The sequence below is a fragment of the Bradyrhizobium sp. USDA 4449 genome (genome assembly GCF_054056275.1).
Genome location: NZ_JBSRYD010000002.1, coordinates 87076 through 105251, shown reverse-complemented (window position 1 = coordinate 105251; position 18176 = coordinate 87076). Strand labels below are relative to the sequence as shown.

Below are 18176 nucleotides of genomic sequence, written 5' to 3'. Positions count from 1 at the left end.
TGTGTTGCTTGCGCTCCAGCATGGCACAGCGGGTGCAGTATTGGGGGGAGAGGCCTTGGGCGTGCAGCTTCGGCCCCGGGCGTCTGAACGACCACTCGGAACGATTGGGCGCTCGTGTGATTGAGGTGCCGGCAAGGAGGCATACGGGTGCCTATTCGTTTCCTGCGCGTGGTCATCGCCTGGGTGCTGGTATTGGCCACCCTCTGGGTGTTACAGCCCTACCTGTCAGCGCTATGGTTTTCTGCCTCCGCTCCTCGCACTGTCACGCCTCGGGCCGACCTCGCTAGAAACGAGCAGGCGACGATTCGCCTCTTCAGGGAAGTATCTCCATCCGTGGTGCACGTATTCGCCCGCGGAAAGCCGAGCACAACGATGTTTTCCGACGATCAGGACAGCGTCGTGCAATCTGGCTCCGGCATCATATGGGACGTCGCCGGACACGTGATTACCAACAATCACGTCATCAGTGGCACGGGCCAGATCGGAGTTCGGCTGACGTCGGGCGAGTTTGTCGGCGCGCATGTTGTGGGTGCCGCTCCAAATTACGACCTCGCCGTTCTTCAGTTGGAGCGGCCAAGATCGGCGTTGCGTCCCATTGCTGTTGGCCGTTCGGCTGACCTGCAGGTCGGGCAAAGCACGTTCGCAATCGGCAACCCTTACGGTCTCGACCAGACTTTGACCTCCGGCATCGTGAGTGCGCTTGGCCGAAAGCTGCCATCGGTCACTGCGCGCGAGGTCAAAGGGATGATTCAGACTGACGCGCCGATCAATCCGGGGAATTCCGGTGGCCCGTTGCTCGACAGCGCCGGACGGCTGATCGGGGTGAACAGCGCCATTCTTTCTGGTTCCGGAGCTTCTGCCGGAATTGGATTCGCCATTCCGGTAGATATCGTCAACCGCGTCGCGGCCGAGTTGATCCGCAATGGTCACGTGCCGTTGGCGGGTATCGGTATCGTCGCTGCCAAGCAAGATGAGGCCACAAGCCTCGGGATCGACGGAGTGATCATTTTGCGCACTCTGCCCGGTTCTCCCGCCGCGCAGGCGGGAATTGAAGGTGTGAGCGAGGAGGGGGTAATCAGGGACATCATAACCGACGCCAACGGGAAGCCGGTCCACAGCATGGAGGAATTGACCTCGATTCTTGATGATGTGGGGATCGGCAAGGAGTTGGAGCTGACCATCGACCGTGCTGGACAAACCCGCACGGTCAAGGTGACCGTCGCGGACATCTCACGGCTGGCCCAGCGATAACGGAATGTCCAGCTCCCGGATTAGCGCTTATCGCCGCCGGCGCTGCGGATGGCTGCCGACGTGCTCGCGGGCAAAAGCCGGCCGAGCCGGTCGTGCTGCTCGACCCGAAACTGATCACTGCCGAGAACCTGAAGGACTGCAACGACTGGACGGCAGCCCGCTAGAGCTGCTCTAAACGTCGCTGCGGTCGCTTCGCTGCGGCTGCACTCAATTTCCAGGCAGCCGGAGATGATCATGTCGCGCATTGGAATCCACTCTTTCGTCTGGTCGGCCAGTTCGGCGCAAACCGACCTCGAACGGACGTTGGCCAACACCAAGGAGGCCGGCTTTGACCTCATCGAGTTCTCCTATCTCGATCCCGCCAATGTCGATATCGACAGGCTCGCCGGGCGCATTGCTGACCTGGACCTCGGCGTGGTGATCAGCATCGGTCTGCCGGCTGAAGGCGATATTTCCAGCGCCGACAGCGCGATCGCCGCACGCGGCGTTGAAATCCTGAACAGAACCATAGCGCTGACGCGAGATCTCGGTGGCCGGAAGCTCGGCGGCATCCTCTCATCCGCTCATGGACTGCAGACCACGGCGTCCACCCGTGATCAGTGGAATCGCAGCGCGGCGACGCTTGCCGAGGCCGCGGAAAGAGCCAAGGCGGCCGGTGTCACACTCAATCTGGAAATCGTGAATCGCTTCGAAAGCAATCTGCTCAACACCAGCGCACAAGGGCTAGCCTTTATTGAGGACAGCGGCTCTGACAACATCTTCCTTCATCTCGATACCTTCCATATGAACCTGGAGGAGGCCGATATCGGGCTCGCCATCCGCCGTGCCGCGAACAAGATCGGCTACGTCCATATCGGCGAGAGCCATCGTGGCTTCCTCGGCACCGGCAACATCGATTTCGCAGCAGTTTTCGACGCGCTCACGGCGATCGGCTACAAGGACGATCTCAGTTTCGAATCGTTCTCCTCCGAGATCGTCGACGAAAATTTGTCCAGGAAAGCCGCCATCTGGCGCAATCTGTGGACCGACAACATGGAGCTGGCGCGTCATGCTCGTCGGTTCATTGCGCTCGGTTTGGAGACGGCACGGCGGAAGGCAGAGCTCGTTCGCGCGGCGCAAAGGCCGTGAAGGCAGCGGTAGCTGCCTGCAGTTCGCGATGCCGCTGGAACGACGCTCGCCCGTGAGGTGTTCACCTCAGCCGGATATAGCGGGTCGAGATTGTCAGCTCGATAAATTATGTTAGCGTGTGCCCCACTCGGCATAAAGAACGAGTGGCCGGATACAATATGGGAGCAGCGCATGAGGAAGACACTTTTTGGCATTGTTTCTGTGGGTCTGCTGGCCGCCGCCAGCGCCGCGGTGGCCGACACCAAGGACAAGAAGATCGCGCTCTCGAACAACTACGCCGGCAATTCGTGGCGTCAGGCGATGTTGAAGAGCTGGGACAAGGTGACGAAGCCCGCCGTTGCCTCCGGCATCGTGGCAGCCGCCGACGCTTACACGACTTCGGAGAACCAGGTCACCGAGCAGGCAGCCCAGATCCAGAACCTCATTCTACAGGGCTACAACGCGATCGTCGTGAATGCCGCCTCTCCCGACGCGCTGAACGGCGTCATCAAGCAGGCCTGTGACGCAGGGATCACGGTGGTGTCGTTTGATGGCATTGTAACCGAGCCATGCGCTTGGCGTGTCGCGGTCGATTTCAAGAAGATGGGGCGCGTCGAGGTCGATTACCTGACCAAGAAGATGCCGGCGGGCGGCAACCTGCTCGAAATTCGCGGTCTTGCCGGCGTGTTCGTGGATGATGCCATTCACTCCGGCATCGAGGACGGTGTCAAAGCCAATCCGCAGTACAAGATCGTCGGATCGGTGCATGGCAACTGGGCGCAGGAAGTGGCGCAGAAGGAGGTCGCGGGCATTCTGCCTTCACTTCCTGAGATCAAGGCGGTCGTCACGCAAGGCGGCGACGGTTATGGGGCGGCGCAAGCGTTTGCGGCGGCCGGACGACCGACCCCACTCATCGTCATGGGCAATCGCCAGGACGAACTGCAATGGTGGAAAGAACAAAAGGACAAGAACGGATACGAGACGATGTCCGTTTCGATTGCGCCGGGGGTCTCGACTCTCGCGTTCTGGGTCGCGCAGATGATCCTCGACGGCAAGCAAGTGCCGAAGGACTTGACGGTACCTTTCCTTCAGATCGACCAAGCAGACCTTGAGAAGTCGCTGGCCACGACGGAGAAGGGCGGTGTCGCCAATGTCGAGTACACAGCCGATGACGCCGCGAAGGTCGTCGCCGGAGCGAGCAAGTAAGATCTGATCCTTGAGCACTGAAGCCATTAGACTGGACGGCGTCGAAAAATCGTTCGGCGCCGTTCGTGCGCTGGCGGGCGTCGATCTCGTGGTCGCCGTCGGCGAATGCCTGGGACTGGTCGGCCACAACGGCGCTGGTAAATCCACCCTGATGCATGTGTTGGCCGGCGCGCTGCTGCCTGACGCCGGCAGATTGACCGTAGGGGGCGCGGAGCCAAAAGCGCAATGGTCGGCCGCCGCCTCGCAAGCGGCGGGCATTCGCTGCGTATTCCAGGAGTTGTCGCTCTGCCCCAATCTTTCAGTCGCAGAGAATGCCCGCATCACGCACGCATCGCTGCGGGGCTTTGGCTGGAAAGGGCGCGCACGCGCGCTGATTTGTGCGAAGCTCGACGAGATTTTTCCCGGACACCGCATCGCTCCCGACGACGAGATCGCGCATCTGCCGATCGGCCAGCGCCAGATGGTCGAGATCGCGCGCGCTTTCACGGTCACGAGGGCGCCGCTACGACTGGTGATCCTGGACGAGCCGACCTCCTCGCTTGATGCGGTCGCCGCCGGCCAATTGCTGTCTTACATCCGGAAGGAAACGGCGCGCGGTACCGCAATTATTCTGATCTCGCACATCCTCGGTGAGGTGCTTGCGACCTCCGACCGCATCGTCGTGATGAAGGACGGCAAGCAAGTTGCGGCGCGTCCGGCCCCTGCCTTCGATCGCTCATCGCTGATGGCCGCAATGGGCTCGGACCTCAAGGAGGTCGAGGCGAGCGGAGATCGGCGGCAATCCCCTAAAGCTGATTCTGCCGTGGTGGTGCGTGCAAGCCCGCAGCGTGATGGTGGCGGCGAGCTCGTCGTCCGCGAGGGCGAGATCGTAGGGCTTGCCGGCCTTGCCGGGCATGGCCAGACCAGGCTGCTGTTGCAGATTTTCGCGGGCCAGGCCGATATCGACCGGCCCGTGGCCTTCGTTGCCGGCGACCGACAGAGTGAAGGCGTGTTCAACCTTTGGTCCATCGCCGAGAACGTCACGGTCGCTTCGCTGCGTTCTCTCATTCAGCGCGGCTTCATCAACGTGGCTGCCGAGGCGAAGCTGGCGCACGCCTGGCGCGAGCGCATCGGCATTCGGACCTCCGACATGGGCAGGAATATTCTGACCCTGTCCGGAGGGAATCAACAGAAGGTCCTTTTCGCCCGGGCGCTCGCCTCGGACGCCAGGATCATCCTGATGGATGACCCCATGCGCGGCGTCGATATCGGCACCAAGCTGGAAGTCTACGCCATGATCCGCGCCGAGGCCGCCTCGGGCCGCAGCTTCCTGTGGTACACGACAGAGCTCGATGAGCTTACGCATTGTGACAAGGTCTACGTCTTCTGGAATGGAAAGATCTCCGATTCCATCGAGGCTGCCGATTTCTCCGAGCAACGCGTCCTGCGAGCCTCCTTTGCGGAGAGCGGGACATGAAAAACCCACGTTTGCTCCGCGCGGCCTTGCCGTTCCTAACGCTTGCAATCGTGCTCGCGGCCACCTTCTACGTGCAGCCGCGGACTATGAGCTATTTCGGCCTGAACCTTATGCTGCAATATGCCGTTCCGATTGCTCTCGCAACGATAGCGCAGATGTTCATCATCACCGTGAACGATCTGGACCTCTCCATCGGTCCGTTCGTGGGCCTGGTCGGCGTTATTGCCGCGACGGTGCTCAATTCCAACCCCGTTTGGGGTGCCTCGGCGCTCATGGCCTGCGTGCTGGCGTACGGCGTAGTCGGTGCGCTGATCCATGCGCGGAATCTGCCTTCGATTGTGGTGACGTTGGGGCTCTCCTTCGTTTGGCTTGGAATTGCTGTCACGATGCTGCCCTCGCCGGGCGGTAAGGCACCCGCCGTATTGAAGACGATAATGACGGTGCAGACGCCATATGTCCCATTTCCGATCCTTGCGGCAGTTGCGATTGGACTCGTCGTTCACCTTGCGCTCATGACTACAAGCTTTGGCGTGGTCGCGCGCGGCGCCGGGGGCAATCCAAAGGCGCTCGCCCGAGCCGGCTGGTCGATGCTAGGCACCAAAGTCGTCATGTACATGCTCGCCGGCTTGTTTGGGTTGCTGGCCGGATTGGCGCTACTCGGCCTCACGACTTCGGCAGATGCCCATGTCGCCGACCGATATACGCTGTATTCGATTGCCGGCGTCATTCTCGGCGGTGGCGAGTTCATTGGAGGCCGGATCAATCCCATTGGTGCCGTGGCCGGCGCCCTCACGCTGGCGCTGGCGGGCGCCTTCCTGATCTTCCTGCGGATCTCACCCGACTGGCAGATTGGAGCGCAAGGCGCGGTTCTTATCATCGTGCTGGCGCTGCGAGCACTCGCGGGCAGCCGGGAGAAAAGCTCATGAAAGGCCTTCTAAGCCGGCTCGTCGGTCAACCTTGGGTTGGCTCCTTCCTTGCGGCCGGTCTGGTCTGGCTCTTGGCTGTCGTATTCGCCGGAGGACGCGGCGGTGGCGAAATTCTCTCCTCGGCGCTCGCCTTCGCGACGTTCACGGTCATCGTCGGGCTCGGCCAGATGATGGTGATCACCACGGGACCTGGAAACGTCGATTTGTCCATTCCGGCGACGATGACCCTGTCGGGCGTTATCGCGATGAAATTGATGGACTCCGAGAGCGCGCTCATCCTGGTCGGGACCGCAGCCGCGATGGGCGCCAGCTTCTTGGTCGGAGTGGGAAATTACGGCCTGATCCGGCTGCTTCGCATTCCACCGATCATCGCTACGCTCTCCTCGAGCTTTCTCGTGCTATCGACGGCGATCTCCACCGGACGAGGCCTTCGCATCAAGCCGCCGGCACCTCTGGCGGACTTCGCGACGGCCCGGGCCTTCGGCGTCCCGTTCGCGGCGATTGCGGTAGCCGCTCTGGCGGTGATCATCGGCTTGACACTCAAACACACGATCTATGGCCGGACGGTTGCTGCGATCGGGCAGAACGAGCGGGCCGCATGGCTCGCTGGTCTCAACGTCCGTCGCACGCGCTTTGCGACCTACGTGCTCAGTGCAATGCTCGCCGGTCTCTGCGGCATCTTGCAATCGGGGTTTTCAGGCGGCGCTGCGCTGAACATGGGAGACGATTTCCTGCTGGCGTCGATCGCCGTTGTCGTGATCGGCGGAACGTCGGTCGCGGGCGGCCGCGGCAATGTTCCCGGCATCTGGGGCGCCGCGCTGTTCATGTATCTTCTGGTCACGATGCTCAACATCTTCGGCGCGAGCCCCGGCGTGCGCTTGGTCATGACCGGGTTGATTATCATAGCCGTGATTGCGGTCGCGGGCAGCGAGAATCCGAGGCGAGCGTGAACTCATCTTCCCGGGCGCCGAGGTTAAAGCTCGTGCGCTTGGTTACGGGAGGTGCTTTGCGCAGGGGAGGCTCTTCCTTCGCGTTGACACGTCGCGGCAAATACATAGGCTGCGCATGACCACTTACGAGACCAGCGCGTCATTGAGACCGCGGAGAAGGGCGGATCAATCATGGCTTCGCAATCGGCTTTACCGCGTCGCACCCTTGGCCGGACCGGACTTGAGGCTTCCATCCTCGGATTCGGAACCGCGCCACTGGGCGACCTCTTTCTTGAGCTCGACGACCAGACTGCGATTGCTGCCGCAAGCCGCGCGTTCGAGCTCGGCATCAATTTGCTCGATACATCGCCTCACTACGGCAATGGCCTGTCGGAACATCGCTGTGGAACGGCGCTCCGACGTGTGCCACGCAACAATGTGGTGCTTTGCACCAAGACCGGTCGCTGGATGGATCCCTTTCACCAGCCGGAGACTCGGTCTGGATTTGTAGGCGGACAGCCGCACCGGGCCGTCGTTGATTATTCGTACGACGGCACCATGCGCTCGGTCGAGCAATCGCTCTTGCGCCTTGGCACGGACCGTATCGACCTGTTGCTGATCCATGATGTCGATGTGTGGACCCACGGACAGAACGCGATCGAAGACCGCTTTCGCGAGGCGATGTCCGGGGCCTATGTAGCGCTCGACAAGCTTCGTTCCGAACGCGTGGTCGCGGGCATCGGGATCGGGGTCAATGAAGCCGAAATGTGCGTGCGCTTTGCGCAAGCCGGGTCCTTCGACGTGATGCTGCTTGCCGGACGCTATTCGCTGCTGGAGCAGCCGGCACTCGAGGAGTTCATGCCGCTGGCGCTGAAGCAGGGCATTGCGGTTCTGCTCGGCGGAGTGTTCAATTCGGGGATTCTGGCGACGGGCGCCATCAAGGGCGCCAAGTACAACTATCAGGATGCGCCACCGCACGTCCTTTTGAAGGTCGTCGAAATCCAGCGTATCTGCGCAGCTCATGGAGTACCGCTGCCGACGGCCGCTCTACATTTCGCGCTTGGTCATCCGGCTGTCGCGAGCGTAGTGCTCGGGGCGCATGATGCGCAGGAGGTCGAGCGCAACGTAGCAGCGCTGACCGCCTCCGTGCCAGCCGCACTCTGGAGCGATCTAAAGGCCGCGCGCCTGCTGGACACAGAAGCGCCTGTTCCGGGGTAGAGCGGGCGATATCGACTCGCTGAGGCACATGGTGGGTTCGTCGTCGCTTGAAGAACTGTCGCTGGCGGCTAACGTGCTGATCGTCGGCACCGGAATGGCGGACCCTCTTCCCTTCAGCGTCCGCTAGGCTCGCTTCGGAGACTCTGACCATGGCCACCCACACATTTTCCTGCATCGATGGGCATACCTGCGGCAATCCAGTGCGTCTCGTTTGCGGCGGGGGGCCGCATCTGGAGGGCGCGACCATGCTTGAAAAGCGTGCCCACTTCCAGCGTGACTATGATTGGATCCGCACCGGCCTGATGTTCGAGCCGCGCGGCCACGACATGATGTCGGGCTCCATCCTCTATCCACCGACACGTCCCGATTGCGATGTGGCAGTGCTGTTCATCGAAACATCCGGCTGTCTGCCGATGTGCGGCCACGGCATCATCGGAACCATCACGATGGGCATCGAGAATGGCCTGATCACGCCACGCGAACCAGAAAAGCTGTCGATCGACGTACCGGCCGGCAAGGTCGATATCACCTACCGACAGGAAGGCCGTTTTGTGGAGGAGGTGCGCCTCACCAACGTTCCAGGTTTTCTTTACGCGGAGGGTCTGACGGCCCAGGTCAATGGTCTTGGTGAAATCGTCGTCGACGTCGCCTATGGCGGTAATTTCTACGCCATCGTCGAACCGCAAAAATCTTTTCGCGACATGGCCGACCATACCGCCGCTGAGCTGGTGGGGTGGTCGTCGCGTCTGCGTGCAGCGCTGAACGAGAAGTATGAGTTCGTCCATCCCGAGCATCCCGAGATCAACGGTCTCAGCCATATTCAGTGGACGGGGAGGCCGACGAAACTGGAGGCGCATGGGCGCAACGCCGTCTTCTATGGCGAGAAGGCGATCGACCGCTCACCATGCGGCACCGGCACCTCAGCGCGCATGGCGCAGCTCGCCGCCAAAGGCCGGCTACAGGTCGGCGATCAATTCGTACATGAATCGATCATCGGCTCGCTGTTCAGGGGACGGGTCGAGGCCGCTGCCAGGGTGGGGCACCGAGACGCGATCGTGCCCTCGGTTTCCGGCTGGGCTCGCATGACCGGCTTCAATACGATCTTCATCGACGATCGCGATCCCTACGCTTACGGCTTCGTCGTCAGGTGAACGTCTGAGCTCGGATCCGGCTCCCATCCTCACGAACTCGTCAGAAAGTCGTCGGACCTCTCAAAACTGAAATCAACGAGCAGAGTGACGCCGCGCCGAAATCATATCTTGAGGCCCGCGTTCGATAGCCGCCGACGCTGGAAGATCGAGCGCATGTTGACCAACAGGGGTGTTGATACAATCGATCATTGAGATTGCTCCCTTCGCGCGGCCTGGCGCCCTTGCGATAGCCCCTCAAGCTCAGCGTCCGGGATTATGCGCTGTCAACCTACATAGAACGCGCAAGATGAACTTGCTCTTCTTCAGACGGGAGATAGGCCGCAGCTAGTGCACGCTGCCGACATCAGGCGATCGTTGCGTTCCTGGACAGGGGGCGCGCCTCAGGGATGACACGGTGTGACGCCCTTCAGTCATCTCCAGTCATGGCTCTCTTATAATTAAGTAAGCCGGTCGTCGAACGTCGTTAGTCTAGCGCGTGAGTCGAACTCCGGGGTGGTTGCCGTCGATAAATTCAACCCCTGCGGCCTCTAAAGCACGTCTGACCGCGGCTAAGTTATTTATGGAAGGGATCCTGCGGCCTTTTTCGAAGTCACGAATGGTGCTCTCGCTCAAATTGGACCGAGCAGCCAATTCGGCCTGAGACCAGTCGAGCAGTCCACGCGCTGCCCGAGATTGATCGGGGGTCATCCAACCGCCATTTCATGAGACACGTTTTGCGTCTACCAGCCACGAAAAGCGTTGACATCCGCGAATTTCAACGGTAACCGTTTAGAGCAGACGTTTTTCGTGTATTGGAGTTTAATTTGATGGCCGAGCGTCTTGGGAGCCATTGCCCGAATTGTGACACCTCGTCAGACGCAGCTCTTTTGGGGCTTGAGAGGCAATTCATCGAGATCGCAGCAGAACTCGAACGCCAGGATGGGAATCTTGAGCTTTCCGACGGCTACTCCACGATGGAGGATGAAGCACTACTGGCCTGCCTCGATCCTATCGAACGAGCGATCATGGAGACCCCGGCATACACGATAGCAGGCTTGGCCGTTAAGGCCCGCCATTTGGCCTATGTTGTACCGAAGTACTGGGAAGCGCCGATCGATCAAATCACTTGGGAAGGACGAGCGGTACGTCTGCTAATCGAAACAGTCTGCAGTATCGCAACCGAGCCTTTGCGCAATGAATACGGTGACGCGGATCCTATGCTCAAACCGACGAATAGATCGGTTAAGGATCGAATGTTGAACCGACCGCAACTCGGCAGCTTGCCGGATACTCCCATGATCGGCGGCTGCGATGGCGAACTGACACTGCTGCGGGTCAACAGCGAGCCTCCGCGATACGGTAATCCTGTCCATCGTCTCGTTTCCCACAACTTTCGAAGCGAGGAAGAATGCGCCCCGCGAAATCGAGAGTTGGAGCACTCCATACACAATTGCGATTAGACGAACCAGAAGACTGGCGTTTCCGCGAGAACGCCGGCGATATCCTGTGAGTCGTTCATCAATAGCGCGCGCCATGGGGGGACCCTGGCCTATTACCGGGAGGACGCGTGGCATACGCCTTCGATTTCACTGCTGTCGTCGCGCATTGGCGCGAACTGCTGAAGGGCTGCCTGTTGACGCTGCAACTGTCGCTGCTCGCGATGCCGGTCACGCTCGCGATTGCCGTCGCAGCCGTGCTCGTGCTGCAGATGCGGGAGACGATCAGCACCTGGCTCATCGGAGCATTCGTCGAGATCGTGCGCAACACGCCGTTTCTCGTGCAGATCTTCTTTCTCTACTTCGGACTACCCAGCATCGGCGTGCGGCTCGATCCAAATGTCGCGGCGATCATCGCGCTCAGCCTGAACGGCGCCGCTTATACGATAGAGATCCTGCGCGCCGGCGTCGAGGCGGTGTCGCGCGGCCAGATCGAGGCGGGGCTCGCCCTCGGTCTCAGGCCGACGCAGATCTTCCGCCATGTCGTTCTCAAACCTGCGCTGCGCACTGTGTATCCGGCGATGACCAGCCAGTTCATCTTTCTGATGCTGACATCGAGTATCGCCTCGTCCATTACCGCGGCCGAGCTGACGCACGTCGGTGCGGAGCTCGAGGCCGTGACCTTCCGCAGCTTCGAGATCTACTTCACGATCGCCGGGCTCTACCTTGCGATGTCCTTTGGGCTGTCCAAGTTGTCTACGCTGATCCGGCGCATCTGTTTTGCATATCCGGCAGGGTAAGAGGTACGCATGCGAGTCCAGCCATGATCACCTCACTTGGGCCCGCACAGTTTCATCTGCTGCTGGTCGGTACCCTGTGGACGCTGGCCTTGTCGGCAGTCGGTTTCCTGTTTGGAGGCCTCGGCGGACTCGCCGTGGCGTTATGCCGGACCTGCGGTTTGAGGCCGCTGGAGCGGTTTGCCGCCGCGTTCATCGAGATGTTCCGCGGCACTCCACTGCTACTGCAATTGTTCATCGTCTACTACGGTATAGGGCTGCTCAACATCTCGGTGAGCCCCTGGATTGCGGTGTCGATTGCATTCATGCTTCACGCGAGCGCCGTTCTGGGCGAGATCTGGCGCGGATCGATCGAATCAATCCCGCGCGGCCAGACCGAAGCCGCCAAGGCTCTCGGCATCCACTATGGGTTCCGGATGCGCTACATCATCCTGCCGCAAGCCCTAAAGATTTCGCTGCCGGCAACCATCGGCTTCCTGGTTCAGCTTATCAAGGGCACGTCGCTGGCGGCGATCATCGGTTTCACCGAGCTATCCCGGACTGGAACGCTGCTCTCTAATATCACGTACCGGCCGCTGCTGATTTTCGCGATTGTCGGCCTGATCTATTTCATAGTCTGCTGGCCGCTATCGCAGCTGGGACGACTTATCGAACGTCGCCTCACGCCAGTAAGAAGCCAATAAGCCAAAATGCACCAAGGAGGAAATGTGATATCGAAATATTTTCATCGTCGCGTGATTGTTTGTGGGTTAGCGCTCGGATTTGCAGCCATGTCCCCACAGATGGTAGGCGCTCAGACGATCGCGGAAATCAAGCAGCGTGGCATAGTCAGGATCGGTGTGTTGTCGGAGTTGCCGCCGTGGGGCTTCCTCGATGCGTCGGGCAAGCCTGCGGGTTATGATGTGGAGGTCGGCGAGCTGATCGCCAAAAAGATGGGCGTCAAGGCGGAGTTCGTCGGGACGACCGTTGCCGCGCGTATCGCGCAAGTCATGACCGGTAAGGTCGATATGATGCTTGCGATCATGGGCATGTATCCGGAGCGCGCCAAAGTGGTGCAGTTCACCGAGCCTTATGCCGGAATGAAGATCATCCTGCTTGCCAGGAAGGGCCAGATGATCACGAAGCTCGAAGACGCAGCCGCTCTTCGAATCGGTGTCGTGCGCGGCGGGGCCCAGGATATTGCCATTACCAATGGTCTGCCCAAGTCCGCAGACATTCGCCGCTTCGACGATGACTCGGCTGTCATCCAGGCCCTAATTGCCGGGCAGGTACAGGCCATCGGAGCAAATACCACCTACATGATCAACATCAACAAGATATTCCCCAATAATGAATTCGAGCAGAAGCTGGTCTTCAACGAGCAGTGGATGGGTATTGCGACCAAACCCGGCCAGAGCAATCTGAACGTCTGGCTAAACACCCTGATCGACGAAATCCGGGCCAGCGGTGAACTGGCTGCGATCAATAAGAAGTGGATCGACCAGCCGCTGCCCGAATTCCCGACCAAGATCGAGGGCGTTCCCTTTACCGTGCAATAAGCAGGACGCTCCATGCCGCCCACAGTCGATTCCCAAACCGCCATCGTCATGGATGGCGTCAACAAGTACTTTGGCGGATTTCACGCGCTGAAGAACATCAATCTCACAGTCGGTAACGGCGAGCGCATCGTGCTGTGCGGACCGTCCGGTTCCGGAAAATCGACGCTCGTGCGTTGCATCAACCAGTTGGAGACCGTGCAGAGCGGCACGATTGTCGTCGATGGTATAGATCTGACGGCAGGAGGTAAGAATATCGACGCGGTGCGGATGGAAGTCGGCATGGTGTTCCAGCAATTCAATCTCTTTCCGCACATGACCGTGCTCGAAAACTGCATGCTCGCGCCGTTGAAGGTCCGGGGCGTATCTCTGGAAGAAGCGCGGGCAACAGCGAGACGCCTACTCGCTCTCGTCAAGATCGGCGAGCACGCACAGAAGTACCCAGCTCAGTTGTCCGGCGGCCAGCAGCAGCGCGTAGCGATCGCCCGCGCGCTGTGCATGAATCCAAAGATCATGCTGTTCGACGAGCCGACTTCGGCGCTGGACCCGGAAATGGTCAAGGAGGTGCTCGACACTATGATCAGCCTTGCCGCTGACGGCATGACCATGGTGTGCGTCACCCACGAAATGGGCTTCGCACGGGCGGTGGCGGACCGAGTGGTCTTCATGGCCGACGGTGAAATCGTCGAAGAGGCATCTCCGGAACAGTTCTTTTCGGCGCCCACACACAAGCGGACGCAGGCGTTTCTCGGCCAGCTTCTCGTCGATTAGAAGCCACCTAAAAAAGGGAAAAACATGAAGAAAATCTTCCTTCTGAACGGACCTAACCTCAACCTCCTTGGCCAGCGCGAACCCGAGATCTACGGGCGAACCACGCTCCCCGAAATTCGCGACCGTTGCATTGCCCGCGCCAGGCCGCTTGGCTATGACATCGACTTCCGTCAGACCAATTTCGAGGGCGAACTGGTTGAGAGCGTGCATCAGGCGCGCCAAGAGGCCGCAGGTATCATCGTCAATCCGGCCGGCTACACCTTCACGTCAATCGCGCTGCTCGACGCGCTGAAGATGTTCCGCGGTCCCAAGATCGAGCTGCATATCTCGAACGTTCATGCACGGGAGAGCACCTACCACAACTCCCTTATCTCGCGCACCGCGACTGGCATCCTGATTGGCTTTGGAGCAAACGGATACGAGCTCGCCATCGATGCTATGGCTCGATTCTTGGCCCCGGCTTGACCGGCGCCAGCGAAATCGGGAGATCGATGCCTCGCGTTGACCCGAACCGGCAGGTGCAGAGCGTACTTGACAAACAGAACATGGGCCAGCAGCTTGGGCCCTGCACGCCCGCGCGCATTCCGCTGGGTGATCGCTTCGCAACCCCGGAGCTCGGGTGCCGCCTTAACCGGTCGCGCGACTGCACTCGCTCCCGGGTCCCGATGCTACGCGTCGGCGCACTATGCTGACCCTCCTGCGGGTGTCTCCTAGCCGGTTCTCGCGACCTCAGACGGGTAGGGGCGCGGGGTGTTCGTAGTCTTCCGCAGCTGATCGCGCCCGTAAGTCCAACGGTGGTCAGGAACTTTAGCGCACGCGTGATGAGAAGCGGGGCAAAGCGCTTGCGAATCTCGCCGAGCAGGACGCGGAGCACCTGTACGCTTGTTTGCAAACCGCTTCACCGCATTCGTCGATGCGTGCTCGCTTTCAAGCGCGCTCAAAAGGAAGGTGCTTCGCTCCTGGCCGAGGTGGAATTTTTCGTCTCCGCTGGTCGAGCCCCGTCCTGGATGAGACCGAAACAGCTATCGAGGAAATTTTGTCCGGCAGGGGCTTCGCCGATGCCCCGGCGCGCAGATTTCGCGCGCGCCAGCATGGAAGCTGCCTTTGAAGACGCCATGGTTACAGATTTCGATAACTTCTTGCCGGTTGCCGCGGGTCTGCCCGATCCCAACGATCACCACGTTTTGCTGCGGCGGCCAAGGCGCAAGCCGCGATGATTGTAACGGAAAACCTTAGGGACTCCGGCGGCAGTTCTTTCCGACCTGAACATGGAGGCGAAATCGGCCGACGGTTTCATTGCAGATACTATCGCACTCGACGAAGCTCGCGCTGTTGCAGCCATTCGGCGTATGCGCGAACGCTTCAAGAAACCGGAAATGACGCGGGCGCAGCTCTTGCTCGTGATGCAAGCTGCGGGATAGATTGAGACGGTTGACGTGCTAAGGCTCAGACGGGCTTTTGACAACGCCATCTCACTTCGGATATTCCATAATGAGTATTATGCGAATCAAACTTGTAAGCGCAATATAGAGATGACACCCCTCCGCAAAGTTGAGATGGCACTCCGCGGTTGGAATGCAGTTGCGGGGGACGGCAATCGTGGTGGTGTCTATGAGCGACAAGGAGTTTTCGCGGCTCAATATTTTGATGGAGGTACAAGCCGGGCGATTGCGGGTGTCAGAAGCCGCCACGGTGCTTCAGTTGCAACGGCGACAGGTGTTCCGGCTGCTCCGTTCGCTCCGCGAGCATGGAGCGGCAAGCTTGGCCTCCAAGCGTCGTGGCAAGCCCAGCAACAACCGGATGCCGGCGCAGGTGCGCGAGCTGACGATGTCGCTGGTGAAGGCGCGTTATGCGGATTTCGGCCCGACGCTGGCGGCAGAGAAGCTCAAAGAGAACCACGCCTGCCTGGTGTCGCGGGAGACGCTGCGCAAGTGGATGTTGGCGGACGGGCTATGGATTGATCGGAAGCGCCGCCTGCCCTCGGTGCATCAGCCGCGCAACCGGCGTGAACGGACTGGTGAGCTGATCCAGATCGACGGTTCGAAGCATTACTGGTTCGAAGGACGTGGCCCGGAGTGCTCGCTGCTGGCCTATATCGACGATGCGACCAGCCAGATTCTGCATGCGGCGTTCGTACCTTCGGAATCGACGCTGGATTATCTGCGCGAGACCAGGGTCTATGTGGAGCGTTATGGCCGCCCGGTTGCGTTTTACTCGGACAAGCACTCGATCTTCCGGGTCAACCATCGCGAGGCGGCCGGTGGCAACGGGATGACGCAATTCGGCCGCGCTCTGAGCGAACTCAACATCGATATCATCTGTGCCAACTCCCCTCAGGCCAAAGGTCGGGTGGAGCGCTCATTCGGAACGCTGCAGGATCGTCTGGTGAAGGAGATGCGGCTTGCCGGGATCTCGACGATCGCGGCCGGCAACGCGTTCCTGCCGGCGTTTATGGCGAGCTACAATGCTCGCTTTGGCAAGACTGCGAAGTCGGACCAGGATGCCCATCGCCCCGGTGAGGACCTGGCGCCGCTGAGCGACGTCTTTGCCTGGAAGGAAGAGCGCACGCTGACGAACAATCTGACGATTCAGTACGACAAGATCCTGTTCATGCTCGAGAACAACGAGGTCACGCGGCGGCTTGCCCGCCAGCGCGTCACGATCATCGACTATCCGGATGGCCATCTGGCGATCCGGCACAACGGGCGGGATTTGCCCTACCGAACGTTCGACAAGCTGCAGAAGGTCAATCAGGCGGCGATCGTCGAGAACAAGCGGCTGGGCGAGGTCTTGGCCTACATTGCCGAGCAGCAGAAGCAGCTGGACATGTCGCGCTCAGCCAAGGCGCCACGCCGTCGAGGCCAGGCCGAGCGGCACATGTTCAAGCCAACCTGACCTTCCAGGGCGTACCATCCGGTCGCGCGGCCGCTGCGCAACCCCGGCCAGCTCCGCGTCCGCGCGCCCTCCTCACCGATTTCCTGGTGACATTTCTAACGAGCGCAGGCGCGTCTTCAGGCCAAAAATAACGTCCATGCGCCCCGGTTGCTGTCAGTTCGGGTGACATTTCTACTTTGCACGCCGGGTGTCATTTCTGCCTTGCCCCGACAAAACTCAAGTGTAACAATGAACGGTTGCCCAGCGCGTCCGTTGCCTGATGGGATCGACACCATCCCCGCCTTTAACCGAGATTGGATCGAGTTGAGCGCTCTTTCCTCATGGATGTAGCAAAATCATTGGGACCTCGGCAGGATCCAGCATCGCGCCCTGATAAGCGATGGGTTCTGGTTCTAGGCGCTACGATAGCGCTCAATAGAGGAAAGATCTGGCACGATTCCGAGCCCCGCCCCCTGATCCAATTCAACCGTGCCTTCCCTGACGCTAAGAACCGGGCCGCAATAGAAATTGCGCAATGGATTGTCGTTGACATCCACCTCGAGCCAACCGTCGCCTCCGACACCGGCCAGGAGATGCGCCGAGGCAAGCAGTCCAATGCCGCCGCCCAGATAATGTGGGCAGAATGTCTTGCCCGATCTCAGGATATCACGCGCGACGCCCGCGCAGACGCTGAGTCCGCCCCATTTCGCGATGTCGGGTTGAATCACACCGAGCACGTCTTTGGCCAGAGCGTCCCTGAATCCCTCGACGCTGGAGATGTTCTCGCCCGCGGCAATCGGCATCTTCGCGGCGCCCCCGAGCCTGCACCACTCTTCCCACGGCCGGTTGGCGCGGATCGGCTCCTCCAGCCAGCGAAGATCGAACGCGGCGAGGCGCGGCAGCATCTCCAATGCCTGCCCGACCGACCAGGCCTGATTGGCATCGGCGGCGAGCATACCCGCGCCGACGAGGGCGCGCAGCGCGCCGAGATTGGCAAGATCGGTTTCGAGACCGAACCCGAGCTTTAGCTTCAATGCGCGATGGCCGCGCTCGAGCGCGGCTTCCGCCGTCTGCGCGGCGCCGCCTGGATTGATGCCGCTGGCATAGACCTTGATCGTGCTCGATTGACCGCCGAGCATCCGCCACAGCGGCGAACGTTGCCGCCGTGCGGAGAGATCCCACAGCGCGATATCGATGCCGGAGATCGCCTGCGCGAACGGGCCCGGCTCACCGCATTGGAGCGCCAGCACTTCGGTTCCCCTGGTGAGGGTCTCGAAAACCTCAGCCGGACCACCGAATTTGCGCCTGAGGAGGCCCGGCGCAAGCACCTCGTTGATGAGCCGGGCACGATGCTCCGCGCCTGGAGCAGGAAAGTTGGACCAGGCTTCCCCCCATCCCTCGACGCCGTCTTCGTCGACGACGCGAACGAAGACGGCGGGACGGTTGAGCATCTTGCCGAACGACGTCACCACCGGCGCTGCGAGCGGATAGCGATAGCAGAACGCCTCGATCGAACGGATGGTAAAGCTGTCAGTCATGT

The 18176-nt window shown here is 60.5% G+C and carries 19 protein-coding genes; 16 read left to right on the top strand and 3 right to left on the bottom strand.

Annotated features, from left to right (window positions below; translation table 11 throughout):
• The first annotated feature begins 147 nt into the window (after positions 1-147).
• The gene (locus ACVIIW_RS36505; RefSeq protein WP_456705454.1) at positions 148-1251 is read left to right on the top strand and encodes a S1C family serine protease; all 1104 of its coding nucleotides are present in this window, start codon (positions 148-150) and stop codon (positions 1249-1251) included.
• Between the two features lie 20 nt (positions 1252-1271).
• Here the strand turns inward: ACVIIW_RS36505 and ACVIIW_RS36500 are convergent, their stop codons facing one another.
• Positions 1272-1496 carry a hypothetical protein gene (locus ACVIIW_RS36500; RefSeq protein ID WP_456705453.1) on the bottom strand — a complete coding sequence of 75 codons (225 nt, stop codon included), beginning with the start codon at positions 1494-1496 and terminating at the stop codon, positions 1272-1274.
• Between ACVIIW_RS36500 and ACVIIW_RS36495 the strand changes: the two genes are divergently transcribed.
• From ACVIIW_RS36495 to ACVIIW_RS36465, 7 genes are all read left to right on the top strand, one after another.
• Positions 1486-2379 (top strand): sugar phosphate isomerase/epimerase family protein, encoded by an 894-nt coding sequence (locus tag ACVIIW_RS36495; protein WP_456705452.1) that lies wholly within the window; start codon positions 1486-1488, stop codon positions 2377-2379. The genes ACVIIW_RS36500 and ACVIIW_RS36495 overlap by 11 nt on opposite strands.
• 171 nt (positions 2380-2550) lie before the next feature.
• Positions 2551-3564, top strand: a complete 1014-nt coding sequence (locus tag ACVIIW_RS36490) for a substrate-binding domain-containing protein (protein WP_456705451.1) — start codon at positions 2551-2553, stop codon at positions 3562-3564.
• 10 nt (positions 3565-3574) lie between these two features.
• Complete coding sequence (locus tag ACVIIW_RS36485; protein WP_456705450.1) at positions 3575-5020, top strand: sugar ABC transporter ATP-binding protein; 1446 nt, start codon at positions 3575-3577, stop codon at positions 5018-5020.
• A complete protein-coding gene (locus tag ACVIIW_RS36480; RefSeq protein ID WP_456705449.1) occupies positions 5017-5946 on the top strand; it encodes an ABC transporter permease in 930 nt (309 codons plus the stop codon). The genes ACVIIW_RS36485 and ACVIIW_RS36480 overlap by 4 nt, the downstream gene beginning before the upstream one ends.
• On the top strand, positions 5943-6896 hold the full coding sequence (locus ACVIIW_RS36475) for an ABC transporter permease (RefSeq protein WP_456705448.1): 954 nt from the start codon (positions 5943-5945) through the stop codon (positions 6894-6896). Before ACVIIW_RS36480 ends, ACVIIW_RS36475 begins: the two co-directional genes overlap by 4 nt.
• A 171-nt stretch (positions 6897-7067) precedes the next feature.
• Complete coding sequence (locus tag ACVIIW_RS36470; protein WP_456705447.1) at positions 7068-8093, top strand: aldo/keto reductase; 1026 nt, start codon at positions 7068-7070, stop codon at positions 8091-8093.
• A gap of 149 nt (positions 8094-8242) precedes the next feature.
• Positions 8243-9244, top strand: a complete 1002-nt coding sequence (locus ACVIIW_RS36465; RefSeq protein WP_456705446.1) for a 4-hydroxyproline epimerase — start codon at positions 8243-8245, stop codon at positions 9242-9244.
• Positions 9245-9712: 468 nt separating this feature from the next.
• On the opposite strand, the gene ACVIIW_RS36460 is transcribed toward ACVIIW_RS36465, so the two are convergent.
• Positions 9713-9931, bottom strand: coding sequence for a helix-turn-helix domain-containing protein (locus tag ACVIIW_RS36460; protein WP_456705445.1), 219 nt, complete (start codon positions 9929-9931; stop codon positions 9713-9715).
• A gap of 119 nt (positions 9932-10050) precedes the next feature.
• Here ACVIIW_RS36460 and ACVIIW_RS36455 point away from each other — a divergent pair, with 119 nt between their 5' ends.
• The 8 genes from ACVIIW_RS36455 (at position 10051) to ACVIIW_RS36420 (ending at position 16657) form a co-directional block, all read left to right on the top strand.
• A complete protein-coding gene (locus ACVIIW_RS36455) occupies positions 10051-10683 on the top strand; it encodes a hypothetical protein (protein WP_456705444.1) in 633 nt (210 codons plus the stop codon).
• 107 nt (positions 10684-10790) lie between these two features.
• The gene (locus tag ACVIIW_RS36450; protein WP_456705443.1) at positions 10791-11459 is read left to right on the top strand and encodes an amino acid ABC transporter permease; all 669 of its coding nucleotides are present in this window, start codon (positions 10791-10793) and stop codon (positions 11457-11459) included.
• Between the two features lie 23 nt (positions 11460-11482).
• Complete coding sequence (locus ACVIIW_RS36445; protein ID WP_456705442.1) at positions 11483-12139, top strand: amino acid ABC transporter permease; 657 nt, start codon at positions 11483-11485, stop codon at positions 12137-12139.
• Between the two features lie 87 nt (positions 12140-12226).
• Positions 12227-12994 (top strand): transporter substrate-binding domain-containing protein, encoded by a 768-nt coding sequence (locus tag ACVIIW_RS36440; protein ID WP_456705441.1) that lies wholly within the window; start codon positions 12227-12229, stop codon positions 12992-12994.
• Between the two features lie 12 nt (positions 12995-13006).
• Positions 13007-13762, top strand: coding sequence for an amino acid ABC transporter ATP-binding protein (locus tag ACVIIW_RS36435; protein WP_456705440.1), 756 nt, complete (start codon positions 13007-13009; stop codon positions 13760-13762).
• A gap of 24 nt (positions 13763-13786) precedes the next feature.
• On the top strand, positions 13787-14227 hold the full coding sequence (locus tag ACVIIW_RS36430) for a type II 3-dehydroquinate dehydratase (protein WP_456705439.1): 441 nt from the start codon (positions 13787-13789) through the stop codon (positions 14225-14227).
• An 803-nt stretch (positions 14228-15030) separates the two neighbouring features.
• Positions 15031-15183 (top strand): hypothetical protein, encoded by a 153-nt coding sequence (locus tag ACVIIW_RS36425; RefSeq protein ID WP_456705438.1) that lies wholly within the window; start codon positions 15031-15033, stop codon positions 15181-15183.
• A 190-nt stretch (positions 15184-15373) separates the two neighbouring features.
• Positions 15374-16657, top strand: coding sequence for an ISNCY family transposase (locus tag ACVIIW_RS36420; protein WP_456703560.1), 1284 nt, complete (start codon positions 15374-15376; stop codon positions 16655-16657).
• Positions 16658-17049: 392 nt separating this feature from the next.
• On the opposite strand, the gene ACVIIW_RS36415 is transcribed toward ACVIIW_RS36420, so the two are convergent.
• Positions 17050-18174 (bottom strand): mandelate racemase/muconate lactonizing enzyme family protein, encoded by a 1125-nt coding sequence (locus tag ACVIIW_RS36415; protein WP_456705437.1) that lies wholly within the window; start codon positions 18172-18174, stop codon positions 17050-17052.
• Positions 18175-18176 lie beyond the last annotated feature (2 nt).